The organism is Borrelia sp. MN22-0132 (genome assembly GCF_049201035.1).
In the GTDB taxonomy this organism is placed as follows: Bacteria; Spirochaetota; Spirochaetia; order Borreliales; family Borreliaceae; genus Borrelia; species Borrelia puertoricensis.
The window spans coordinates 566,367-579,152 of record NZ_CP138334.1 but is presented as its reverse complement, the minus strand read 5'-3'; the positions used below and the strand labels follow the sequence as shown (position 1 = coordinate 579,152).

Annotated in this window: 12 protein-coding genes; 3 read left to right on the top strand and 9 right to left on the bottom strand. The window is 28.7% G+C overall.

What is annotated here, in order from left to right:
* Positions 1 to 3: 3 nt before the first annotated feature.
* The 9 genes from rpsI to R5397_RS02690 form a co-directional block, all read right to left on the bottom strand.
* Positions 4 to 414 carry a 30S ribosomal protein S9 gene (gene rpsI, locus R5397_RS02730; protein ID WP_025407434.1) on the bottom strand — a complete coding sequence of 137 codons (411 nt, stop codon included), beginning with the start codon at positions 412 to 414 and terminating at the stop codon, positions 4 to 6.
* A 10-nt stretch (positions 415 to 424) separates the two neighbouring features.
* The gene (rplM, locus tag R5397_RS02725; RefSeq protein WP_247065507.1) at positions 425 to 874 is read right to left on the bottom strand and encodes a 50S ribosomal protein L13; all 450 of its coding nucleotides are present in this window, start codon (positions 872 to 874) and stop codon (positions 425 to 427) included.
* Between the two features lie 79 nt (positions 875 to 953).
* Positions 954 to 1,739: a hypothetical protein gene (locus R5397_RS02720; RefSeq protein WP_421622806.1), complete on the bottom strand. Its 786-nt coding sequence runs from the start codon at positions 1,737 to 1,739 to the stop codon at positions 954 to 956.
* On the bottom strand, positions 1,732 to 3,189 hold the full coding sequence (gene gatB / locus R5397_RS02715; RefSeq protein ID WP_421622805.1) for an Asp-tRNA(Asn)/Glu-tRNA(Gln) amidotransferase subunit GatB: 1,458 nt from the start codon (positions 3,187 to 3,189) through the stop codon (positions 1,732 to 1,734). Before gatB ends, R5397_RS02720 begins: the two co-directional genes overlap by 8 nt.
* Positions 3,179 to 4,624 carry an Asp-tRNA(Asn)/Glu-tRNA(Gln) amidotransferase subunit GatA gene (gene gatA, locus R5397_RS02710; protein WP_247065510.1) on the bottom strand — a complete coding sequence of 482 codons (1,446 nt, stop codon included), beginning with the start codon at positions 4,622 to 4,624 and terminating at the stop codon, positions 3,179 to 3,181. Before gatA ends, gatB begins: the two co-directional genes overlap by 11 nt.
* Positions 4,625 to 4,635: 11 nt before the next feature.
* Positions 4,636 to 4,911, bottom strand: coding sequence for an Asp-tRNA(Asn)/Glu-tRNA(Gln) amidotransferase subunit GatC (gene gatC / locus R5397_RS02705; RefSeq protein ID WP_247066271.1), 276 nt, complete (start codon positions 4,909 to 4,911; stop codon positions 4,636 to 4,638).
* An 18-nt stretch (positions 4,912 to 4,929) separates the two neighbouring features.
* Positions 4,930 to 7,023 (bottom strand): ATP-dependent helicase, encoded by a 2,094-nt coding sequence (locus R5397_RS02700; protein ID WP_421622804.1) that lies wholly within the window; start codon positions 7,021 to 7,023, stop codon positions 4,930 to 4,932.
* Entirely contained in the window at positions 7,023 to 8,222 is a 1,200-nt protein-coding gene (locus tag R5397_RS02695; protein WP_421622803.1) for a helix-turn-helix domain-containing protein, read from the bottom strand. The genes R5397_RS02700 and R5397_RS02695 overlap by 1 nt, the downstream gene beginning before the upstream one ends.
* A gap of 11 nt (positions 8,223 to 8,233) precedes the next feature.
* Entirely contained in the window at positions 8,234 to 8,890 is a 657-nt protein-coding gene (locus tag R5397_RS02690) for a LolA family protein (RefSeq protein ID WP_247065513.1), read from the bottom strand.
* 166 nt (positions 8,891 to 9,056) lie between these two features.
* On the opposite strand from R5397_RS02690, the gene R5397_RS02685 reads away from it, so the two are divergent.
* From R5397_RS02685 to amrB, 3 genes are all read left to right on the top strand, one after another.
* Positions 9,057 to 10,466, top strand: a complete 1,410-nt coding sequence (locus R5397_RS02685; RefSeq protein WP_421622802.1) for an NFACT RNA binding domain-containing protein — start codon at positions 9,057 to 9,059, stop codon at positions 10,464 to 10,466.
* 110 nt (positions 10,467 to 10,576) lie between these two features.
* Complete coding sequence (pyk, locus tag R5397_RS02680) at positions 10,577 to 12,010, top strand: pyruvate kinase (RefSeq protein ID WP_421622801.1); 1,434 nt, start codon at positions 10,577 to 10,579, stop codon at positions 12,008 to 12,010.
* 5 nt (positions 12,011 to 12,015) lie between these two features.
* Entirely contained in the window at positions 12,016 to 12,768 is a 753-nt protein-coding gene (gene amrB / locus R5397_RS02675) for an AmmeMemoRadiSam system protein B (protein ID WP_421623057.1), read from the top strand.
* Positions 12,769 to 12,786 lie beyond the last annotated feature (18 nt).

The window sequence follows — 12,786 nt, the reverse complement described above, 5'->3', positions numbered from 1 at the left end:
TACTTATCTTTTTGAAAACTGAAAGCTTTTTCTAGCCTTTTTCTTACCGAATTTTTTACGCTCAACTTTTCGCGAATCTCTTGTTAAAAACCCATTTGACTTAAGAATCATTTTATACTCTTCATCAAGATCAAAAAGAGCTCTTGCAATACCATGTCTAATAGCACCGGCTTGGCCTGAAATGCCCCCGCCATAAATATTAATGTAAAGGTCATATTTTCCAAGAGTATTTGTTAAAACTAATGGAGATAGAGCAATTGTCTTTAAATTTTCAAGTTGAATATAAGAATCAAAATCCTTATTGTTGATCTTAATATCACCCTTACCTTCCCTAATGTAAACCCTAGCAACAGAAGACTTTCTCCTTCCAGTACCCATTCCTAAATTAATGCCTTTAACATCTGACTTTGCCATTTTTCCTCTCTTAATTTGCTTCTAATTTATAAAAATTTTGAGCATTAAGCGTATGATTAGAACCCTCAAAAACTTTAAGATTTCTAAAAAGTTCACGTCCCAAAGGCCCCTTTGGTAACATACCCTTAATAGCTATTTCAAGAGGAGCTGTTGGCTTTCTCTCAGATAATGTTCTAAAAGTGTCAGAACGAAGACCTCCAGGATATCTTGAATGTCTATAATAAATTTTCTGAGAATATTTCTTACCAGTAAGCCTAATCTTTGAAGCATTAATAATTATAACATTATCACCTAAATCTTGGTGGGGCGTATAATAGGGCTTATGCTTACCTCTCAAAATTGTAACAGCTTCTGTAGCAACCCTACCAAGAACTTTATCTGACGCATCAATCACACACCATTTTTTCTCTACAAACTTAGGTTTAACCCATATTGTCTTATTATTCGTTATCCTATTCATAATAATATACAGTCCTCACTTAGATATTCTACAAAGTTATACTTTTTCATTGTATTATTTGTAAGTTAACCTGTCAATACTAACCTCCAAATTTATCCTGTAGCTTAAGAGAAACTTTGTGAAACCCATCTAAATCTCCTTTAGAAAATTTTAAAGGAACAAGCGAAGGAACATCAAAAAAAGGACTAATTAAATAGCCATTCTTTAAATACTCATTAAAAATTTCATTATGATATTCAGATTTATAAAGAGGAAACATATATCTATTAATTAGTTTAAATATAGGTGTAGCAAAAATATTAAAATTAATTTTTGTATTCTTTTCATAAGACACAATCTTAGTAAGCATATGCCTAGCGACAGCTAAAGTTAAAGCATCAAAAGAATCTCTAAATTCTATTTTTCTAGATAAATTATCTACTATAGCAATATTAATAGACATGCATCCAGGCATTGGGATCTTTACAAGCATAGGATATCTAAAATTATTAAATCCAGCCTTAAATTCATATATACCCTGATTTTCCTCCCAAGGATTACTAAAACAACAATGGTCTGTTAAAGATAATAAAAAATCTCTAGCATCTCTTTCAAATTTAAAAATACACACAAATCCTGCTTCTTTAAAAAAAGAAAAAAGAACATTTTCAAATTGTTTTCTAAAAACAGAAGGATAAGAAGCAGTAAGACCTCTTGAAAAAGTTTGCTTAATAATAAGATTTAACCCTTGAACCCTATGTCCTAAAAAATTTAGTCCCCCATTCAAGTACAAATCCAAATACCTATTACCACTAATATCATAAAGATAAAAAAATCTTGCTCTTTTAATTATTGGAAAACAGCTAAACAAAGATTTATTATACATCCCTTAATTTATTCATTAAAATATCATTTGCAAGAACGGGATTAACCCTTCCAGAAGTTTTACGCATAATTTGACCCATCATAAACTTAATTGCATGACTCTTACCTTTTTTATAAAGTTCAATTGATTTAGGATTTTCATTCAAAACCTCAAACACAACTGACTCAATGATAGAACTATCACTTATCTGTGCTAAATTTTTTTCATTAATAATGATAGCAGAAGAAACATTTCGCTCAAGCATTTCTAAAAATATTTCTTTTGCTATCTTACCACTTACCCTATCACTAACAATGAATTCAACAAGTTCACTAATATATGATGGTGGTAAATTAAAATCAAGTATACTTATCTCCCTATCATTTAGTACACTTAATACCTCAGACAATATCCAATTTGCCACTCTTTTAGGATCGCTTGAGGCAATTGCTGCCTCTTCAAAATATTTAACCAAGTTTTTATCGGCCGTTAAAGTCATAACATCAAAATCACTAAGACCATATTGCTCTTTTAATCTAACTCTTGTATCAAAAGGCAATTCCACCATTCTATTAGACTTTATACTTTCAATATAAGAATCATCGAGCTTGATCAAAGGCAAATCGGGATCTTTTATATAACGATAATCAGCTACCGTCTCTTTGCTTCTTTGAAGCACTGTAATACCCTTTTTATCATCAAAACCCATTGTATGTTTACCTACACTCTCAAAAGTCTTCCTATGTAAAATCCACTCTTCTTTTTGCCTTGACTTTTCATAATCAATTGCCAATTTTACTGATTTAAAAGAATTTAAATTCTTTATCTCAGAAATGGGGGTTTTATACTCAACATTATTTTCATTGACAAGTAAATTAACGTTGACATCACAACGAAATGAACCGTTTTCCATGTTACAATCAGATAAATTAAGATATCTAAAGATTTCTCTTAAAGCACTCAAATAAGCTACGGCTTCTTCTCCATTATTAATTTCTGGTTTTGAGACAATTTCTAGTAATGGTGCACCTGAACGATTAAAATCAATATAACTTAGATTTTCACTCTCAAGCAAATGCAAACTCTTGCCAGAATCTTCTTCCATATGTATCCTAACAATATTGATTTTTTTTAAACCTGAACAAGTTTCAATAAAGATAAATCCATTCTCACAAATTGGTGCATCATTTTGAGATATTTGATATCCCTTAGGTAAATCGGGATAAGCATAATGCTTTCTATCAAACTTAACAATATTGTTAATTTTAGAATTGGTAGCATGCCCAGCTAAAATTGCACTACTAATAAGTTCTCTATTTATACTAGGCAATGCTCCAGGAAGTCCAAGACATATTGGACAAGTACGAGAATTTGGAATTCCACCAAAATCATTCTTACACCCACAAAAAGCTTTGGTCTTTAATCCTAATTGTACATGAACTTCTAAACCAACAAGCAACTTATATTCCATTTAATCCTAATTCCTCTATTACATTTTTTGCAAAGCTTAAAAGCTCAAAATCTCTCTTAAATTGACCAATTATTTGCATACCAATAGATAATCCCCTATCATCTTGAGAAAAAGGAATAGAGAGTGCAGGGGCCCCAATAAGATTGGCAATCACAGTACACAGATCAGAATAATACATCTTTATAGGATTATCAAAATTTTCACCAATTTTAAAAGGTTTTACAAAACTTGTAGGCGTAATAATATATGAATAATTATTAAAAATTTCATTGAATTTTGGAACCAATACATTTTCAATAATTTTACAAGCTTTTAAATAGTATTGCAAATCATAACCTTCTGATAATAAATAATTACCAAGTACAACACGCCTTTTCACCTCTTCTCTTAAAAATAAACTCCTATGTCTATAATAAAAATCATTAAGATTTAGTTCATCATTTAACCTTTTTCCATAATGAAGACAAGTATAACGAGCAAGGTTAGACGCAGCTTCAACTGGAGATAATGAATAGTAAAGAGAAAGTACAAAGTTCACTGACTCTATTGAAACTTCATGAATTTCAACGCCTCTGTTTAAAAGTGCAGATTTAAATTTAAAAAATTCACATGCAACCTCAGGTTCCATCAAATCTTCACTAAGTTCTTTAATTACAGCTAATTTAGTACCTGATAAAGAATTACCTAATAATGGATAAGGATCTTGAATAATATCTATGCTAGTAGAATCCATTTTATCAATTCCACAAGTACATTTTAATATTAAAGCCACATCATCAATAAAATTAGCAAAAAATCCTATTTGATCAAGAGATGACGCATATGATGCAAGCCCATAACGAGATAAACCTCCATAAGAAGGCTTAAAACCAATTAAACTTGAAAAAGACGCAGGAAGTCTAACAGAACCTCCAGTATCACTACCAAGTGCAAAAGGAGCTTGACCTGCAGCAACAACAGCTCCAGAACCACCAGAACTACCACCCACAACATATTCTTTATTTAAAGGATTAAGGGTAACACCATAATAAGAAAACTCACAAGAAGATCCCATTGCAAATTCATCCATATTAGTTCTACCAAGCATAATTGCACCGTTATCTTTTAATCTCTTAATAACAGTTGCATCATAAGGAGAAATATATCCTTGCAAAAGTTCAGATGCACAAGTCAAGGCTTTATTTTTAATTGAAATATTATCCTTAACAGCAATGGGCATACCAATTAAGGGCAAATTTTGTCCCTCACCTCTACTTAAAAGTTCATCATATTTTTTTGCCAATTCTAATGAATCATCAAAAAATTCAATATATCCATTAATATCCTTATTTGCTTCATAAAGTTCTTTATAAAAAAGCACAATATCATAAATTTTACACCTACGAGTCAATATTAATTCTTTAATTTTTATTAAACTTAAACCCCTGAAGTCCAAACCAATACTCCCTATTCAAACACTTTAGGCGATGAAAAGTAACCATCCACAAACACATTGCTAAAATTTTTAATAGATTCAATCGCCAAAGAAGGTAAAATCTCATCGTCTCTCAAAACAGAAAAGTTACATGCCTCTTTTTGAATGCCATCTTTTATCTCAAATTCAGAAATTTTATTTAACATGCCAATAATTTTTTCAAATTTTATGGCAAATTCTTGTTCTTCATTCTTACTTAATCTTAGTAAACTTAACTTTAAACTATCTTCTAAACAAATATCTCTAATATCTCTCAAATTTAACCTCTAAATTTTAGCAAGTCCTTTAATATAACTTGAGCTCAAAATAGCTTTTCTCCCATTTCTTAGATTAATTTTAATAAATGGCTCACCATTTTGATACCACTTATCAACAACTATTCCATTCTCACCATTATAAGTTATATAATCTCCAATATTAAAGCTTTTATTACCACTTTTTGAAAAAAAATATTTAAAATTATCTTTTAAATATTCTGGAACAAAAACAATATCATAATTATCTTTTCTAATATCTTGAAAAAAGACTGATATAGCTGTATTTCTAAGCATGCCTCCAAAAAATCTTTGTAAATTAATTGTAACAATAAGCTCAAATTTGGCTCTAGTAATAGCAACATAAAAAAGTCTTCTCTCTTCTTCCAGTCTCTCTCCAGTCAATTCTTCAATTTCAGAAGGCAATAAACCCTTTTCAAGACCAGATATTATTACTCTATCAAATTCAAGTCCTTTAACTCCATGAATTGAAGAGAGCAGCACACTAGACTTAGAATCCCCATGTATTAAAGGTGAAAGAGATGAATTTTCCAAAAATATTACAAGTCCCTCAAAACTGCCTGAATATTCAACTCCACTACTGATAAGTTCATCAATATTTCTAGACTTTTCATCCTCATCAAATTTTTGATAATAATCCCAAAATCCAGATCTAATTACAACATTTTTAATAAATTCAGATAAATTTACATAAACACCTTTTTGTATACTTTCTGCTAGTTTATCATACAGATTTAAAAAAGCAATAAGAGAATCTTTTGCTTTGCCCTTAAGACTCTCAGCAAATTTTCTACTTGCAAGAATTAAATCAAAATTAACATTACGATCATTAAGCATTGCAATTATTTTATTCGTAGTAGTTTTTCCAATCCCCCTAGCAGGCTTATTTATTACTCTTAAGAAAGAAATTTTATCTTTTCTATTTACAAAAAGTCTTAACAAAGAAATTACATCTTTAATCTCCTCTCTTTCATAAAATCTAATTGAACCTAATATTTTATGTGGAATATTATGTTTTAAAAAAGATTTCTCAAACTGCAAAGATTGGTAATTAAATCTATAAAGAACAGCTGTCTCAAGTTTATTTTCAATAAGGAAATTAGAAAAATATTCAGCCTCCTCTGCAGGATTTCGAAAAACAAAAAATCTTATCCTCTTGCCTATTTTGTTTTCTGTACTTATTACTTTTTCATATCGATTTCTATTCTTTGAAATAACATCATTTGCAACATTAACAATGCTTAAACTAGAACGATAATTTTGTACCAAATAATATTTAGACACATTGTCAAATACTTTTTCAAATTCAAGAATATTTTCAATTCTAGCACCTCTAAAAGAATAAATAGACTGATCTTCATCTCCTACTACCATAAAATGCATATTTTTACAATAAAGCTCTTTTAAAAACAAAAACTGTGTATAATTGGTATCTTGATACTCATCTACAAAAATAGCCTTAAACTTTTTCTGAACCCTCATCTTTACATCTTCACAATCTCTTAACATCAAAACGGCTTTAAGAATAAGATCAACAAAATCAAAAGCATTACTTTTAGATTTTTCTTGCTCATAAAATTTAATATCCTTGTAAATTTTCTCATCAAGATCACAATAATTATCTAAAAAGTAATTTTCCTTACATTTAAGTATGAAAGACGCAACATGCTTTGAAAGCTCAATGGTTGAAGCAAGCCCAATTTGCTTAACAAATTTAACAACATCATTAGTATCCCAAATTGTAAAATTTGAATCATAATTCTTATCAAATTCTTTAAAATAAAGTCTCAAAAGCCAAGCACCAAAAGAATGAAAAGTCTGGATATGTAAAGCCTTATTAAAATCAAAAAGATAATTTAGTCTTAAATTCATCTCATTTGCGGCTTTATTTGTAAATGTCAAAGCAAGAATCTCTTCTGGTTTTAATTGCATTTCCTTTATTAAGTGTGCTATTTTAGCTGTTATAACCCTTGTTTTACCACTGCCTGGACCTGCCAAAACAAGAATGGGATTTTTATTATCATCTAAAACAATTTGTTTCTGATAAGAATTTAAACTAAAGAAGAATTTTTCTATTTTGTTCATTAATAAACTTCAGAAACCTTAAGATCAAAACCTCCAGGGGTTTTTAACCAAAAAAATTGAATTGCCATTATTTCTCTTCCATAACCCTTTAAAATAGAAGTAATGTCCTTACCTTGAAGAATAATATTAACATCAGAAAGTCTTGACAAAAATAAGATTAAAGATTTTTTGAAATTTAAATTAAGAGGAATTCCCTTAGATACAAGCAAAGATTTACCATAAATATTACTCTCATCAGCATATCTTAAAAACGTATCGTTTAAAAAATTAATCATTAAATCAATATTGGAAATATCTTGAGAAGAATATACAGTAGGATACTCACTAATCGCTCTACTCTTAGGTCCATTAACTTCAAATCCCCAATTTAAAACATTAAATCTACTAGAAAGACTAGTTTCAAGCACATATTCAATATTAAGCATAAAAGATTCTAAGCTTACATGAGCCTTTCGTACCTGACCTTGAGAATAATTATCATACACAATCTTAACTTTAACATTATCACTTAAATTTATTTCCCGAAATTTGCCTAATTTAAAAACATATCGCCCATTTTTCAAATCATTTGTAACAACCAAATCATCATTCATAAAAGAAACTCTATAATTTGCAATAGCATTGCCATAAACTAAAGATAAAAAATCACCATCTCCAAGCGTAACATTCCAAAAACTTTCTTTATCAAAAAGAACTTCATGGACTCCTGGGGTTCGCTTTGCAGCATGATTTGCTTGAAAAAATTTCCCTATAAATTGCTTAATCCCACTAAAATTTAAAATTAAAAGTATTAACAATATAATACTAACTAATCCTACCGATATTTGAATAATTTTAGGAAAAGCTATCTTAGACAGATCTAAATACTGATTCCCAAGCCTACCTTCGTTTACAAAATTCAAACTACCATTTTGATTCTCAGTTTTAATTCCAATATAGCTACTATTAAGTCTTCTTTTGTATTCTTTAAAAAGGGACGAGACATACCAAACATCAATTCCTAAGTACTCACTATAAGTCCTTAAAAATCCTAAAGCTAAAACTTCATTCGGAAACAATTCAATATTAGAATCTTCAAGCGCCTTAAGATATTTAACAGAAATTCTAATATCATCAGATATCATCTCAAGGGTTAAACCCTTATCAATCCGAGCCTTTTTTATAAAATCTCCAAATCTAATGAAATTATTTCTTTCCATTTCTCAACACCTCAAGTTTTTTTAACATCATATAAAAAATTATCTACTTTATTTGAAGTTTTTGGCAGATCATACTTAAATCTACTATCAGGGATTCCAACATTAAATTTTACAGATAAAAGATCAATAATTATTTCTCGACCACCACCTGTAGGATAAGCAATAACCCTCCTAATTACACCATTTCGTGTGAAAGCAATCATAAAGGAATCAATCGTAGCAGCACCCTTATAAAGTCGCCTTGAAAAAGTCAATTTTATAAAATTCTCTGTCCCCCCCCCTCCTCCAGATTCGTCCAGTGGTTCTAAATTTGGAGAATTAGTATAAGACACACTATACTCAGTACTTAAAATATTCATAAAACCACTTCCCACTTTTCCCATAGTCAACTGTTGTCTAAAAGAAGTACCAAGAGTTGGTACATAAACAGTTAAAATGTCACCATCACTTACAAAAACCTGATTATTTGACTCCAAATTAACAATAAATTTATCGGGAGATTTATATAACAGAGTTCCTGCTTGCTTTAACCCTTTTATGTTAAGACTAATCTTAGCCTGCATATCTTCTATATTTTGATAATTTGAATAAATATTCTCAAAATATTGATTGGCAGATACTTGAGCAAAAATTAAACAAGGAAATAAAATTAATATTATTCTCTTCATTATAAACTCGTATATTACTAAAGCTCAATTTAATAACAAATACATTATTTCACAACCTATGTCTAATATAAATCGTACAACTTGTTATAATAATAAGCTATTATTATAATATATCATTTTGTAAATTAATAATAAACATATTTAGCAAAAGATCAAAGGGGATAAAATGTCATTAAACTACAGTGAAATAAATATCTTACTTAAAGAAATGCCATTAAAAAATTCATTTTTAAGAAAAATTAAACAGCCTAACCATAAAACTTTGATTATGGAACTTTATAATAAAGAAACAGATGAAAAAAACTTTAATATATTAATCTCATTAAATCCAAAAAAAACAAGAATTCACAAAACAAACAAGAAATTTGAAAATATCAAACCCCCTTTAAGATTTTTTGAATTTTTAAAATCAAAAGTTCAAAATGGTAAAATATTTGAAGCATATCAAATAAAAAATGAAAGAATAATTTTAATTAAAGTGTTTAAAGATAAAATAATAATTTTTATCTTCATAAAATTATGGCCATCATCTCCTAATATAATTGCAACAGACGCAAATTTTAAAATCCTTGATGCATATTATAGAAGACCAAGGTCAAAAGAAATTACAGGTGAAATATTCACAAAAGCCAAAGAAATTATTGAAAATAATAATATAACTGACAAAAAAGAAGTCACACTCAAAGATGGATACAACAATGAAATATCTTACTCCGAACTTATTGAAAATTACTATGATAATTTAGAAATAAAAGAGACTCAGGTGCACAACATAGAACTACTTAAGCAAAAATACGAAAAAGAAAAAATAAATTTAGAAAAAAAAATAAGCTCTCTAGAGAAACAAATAAATTCAATTGAAAAAATCGAGGATCAAAGAAAAAAAGGTGAAATGATCCTATCAAACATTAACAAAATAAAAAAAGGAATGGATGAAATCATTTTAAACAATAACAATGGTGAACAAATTAAAATAATGCTGGACAAAGCATTACTACCTAAAGATAATGCTTTAAAATATTTTAAAGAATACAAAAAAAACAAAAATTCTCTAAAGATTATACAAGAACAATTAAAATATGCAAAAACACAATACAATACATTAATATCAAAGACAGCTTACACCGACAAAACAGACTGTATCATACCGGAAAATGAAAGAACCAAAAAACAAAAAATTACAAAAAAACCATCTATTGGCCTTCATTTCATATCTTATGGATTTGAAGTTGTTATAGGCAGAAATGCAAAAGAAAACGATGAACTCTTAAGAAATTGGGCAAAGGGAAATGATTACTGGCTACACACAAGAGACTATCCTGGTGCTTATGTTTTTATTAAGAGTAAAAAAGACAAAACACCTCCTCTTGAAGTCTTGATAGATGCTGGGAACTTATGTGTGTTTTATACAAAACTTGCAAGACAATCAGGCGAAGCTGATCTTTACTATACCAATGTTAAATATTTAAGAAGAATCAAAGGAGAAAAAAAAGGACTTGTAATACCTAATAGGGAAAAAAATTTAAATATCAAACTAGACACCAAAATATTAAACAAACTAAAAAACAAAAATTAAGTTTATAATATATGCTAATTTAATCTTAAAATAAAATGACAAGTTCTTAAAAAATTATTGTTATTGAAGCTTAAAAAGCATAAAATTTAAGTACTGTAGGAGAAAAATAAATGATACAAAAATTAACAAAAATAGTAGCAACAATATCTGACCTCAGATGTGATCCAGAACACATAAAAGAGTTATATGAAGCAGGAGTAAATGTAATAAGACTTAATACTGCTCATCAATCTCATGATGATGCAATAAAAGTAATAAGCAATGTCAGACAAGTTTCAAATAAAATAGCATTAATGATCGATACAAAAGGGCCAGAAGTTAGAACAGCTAATATTGAAAATCCTATTACCGTTAAGATAGGAGACAAAATAATAATCTCAACATCACCTATCAATGGGTCTAACGCATTGCAAACAAACTACGATGGATTTGTAAATGAAGTTCCAAATGGTTCGACAATTCTCATTGATGATGGAGAACTTGAAATGACTGTTATTGAAAAACTCGAAGATAGATTGATCTGCAAAGTTAAAAATGACGGTCAAATCAAAAACAAAAAATCAATCAATACACCGGGAATTTCACTTAAACTACAATCTGTCACTGAAAAAGATAGGGGATTTATTGAACTTGCAGCAAAACAAAATATTGATTTTATTGCCCATTCATTCGTAAGACATGCAAAAGATATTCAAGACGTCAAAGATATATTAAATGCTGCTGGAAATCCAGACGTTAAAATTATCGCCAAAGTTGAAAATCAAGAAGGAATTGACAATATTGAAGAAATTGCAAAATCCTCTTATGGGATTATGGTTGCAAGAGGCGATATGGGAGTTGAAATACCAGCTGAAGATGTTCCTTTAGCACAAATTAAAATAACAAAAACCTGCATTAAATACGGAATACCTGTAATTACCGCAACACAAATGTTGCACACAATGATTGAAAATCCAAGACCTACAAGAGCAGAGGTATCTGATGTGGCCAATGCAATTCTAAATGGCACAGATGCCATCATGCTATCTGGAGAGACAGCTTATGGCAAATACCCAATTGAAGCTGTTAAAATGATGACCAAAATTGCTATAGAAGTTGAAAAATATAGAGAAAAAACACTATTTCAAGATGAAATTTTCCACAGCAAAAGGATCATAAGAAACTATATTATTAAATGTGCAATTGATGCAACCAAAATAATGCCTGTTAAAGCCATTATTGTTGATTCACTCAAAGGAAGAACCGCAAGAATAATGGCAACATACAGAGCAAGTGTACCTCTATTTATTACAACAAATAATGAAAGAATAGCAAGAGAGTTATCACTCTCTTATGGTGTTTATGCTAATCTGGTTGATCATAACTTTAAGGTAACAACTGAATTTGTAGTAACTTCTCTTGAAATGCTTAAAACACAAAAAATAGTTCAAGATTCAGATATCGTAGTAATTATCTCTGGAAATCCAAATAGAGATACTAATAAAGGTACGGAATTTATGGAAATAAATACAGTAGAAGAAGCAATTAAAGGACACAACAGATAAACAAAATAAGAAATAGTTTAGTTGATAATATATTTTATTCAACCAATGATTGCAATTTAGAATTATTTAGCTTAAATAAAAGAAAAACTCATAAAGCACTTTTGATTAGTTATGGCACTTATGAGTTTTTCTTAAAAAATATTACTCTATTCAAAAAAATAATAGCACATAATACAAAAAATGTGTTTATATTCTCAAAAACAAAAGAGAACTCACAGATTAACATCTCAGATCATCAAGCTTGGAAATTCTTTAATAAAACAATTGATGTTAATCTAAACATAATAAATTTAATAAAAAATTTTGAATTTACAAATACAGAAGATAAAATAATAGAAAATGACCATAAAATTGAAATTATATTAAATTTTATCAAAGATATAACACAAAATATAAAAATTATTCCCATTATTTTAGGTAAACTTAAAAATCAAACTTTGAGAAAATTTTGTACATTTTTAAATCCGCTTACAACAAAGGAAGAAAATTCTTTTATATTTCTCTCCCACTTCATATCACACTCTACACACTTAAACAAAACTATTCAATTATCAACAACATTAAAAGAACTCTTAAGTACACCTAATTTAAATTCATCAACTCTATTAGAATATTATAATGCACGCAAAATATTTCCTGAAAATATAAATGCAATCATCATAATCCATAAACTTTTCCACAAATTTGAATTTATAAACCAACAAATCATCAACAATAACAATGAATATTCAATAATAGAAAACATATTAATAAATTAAAATTAACAAAGTCACAAT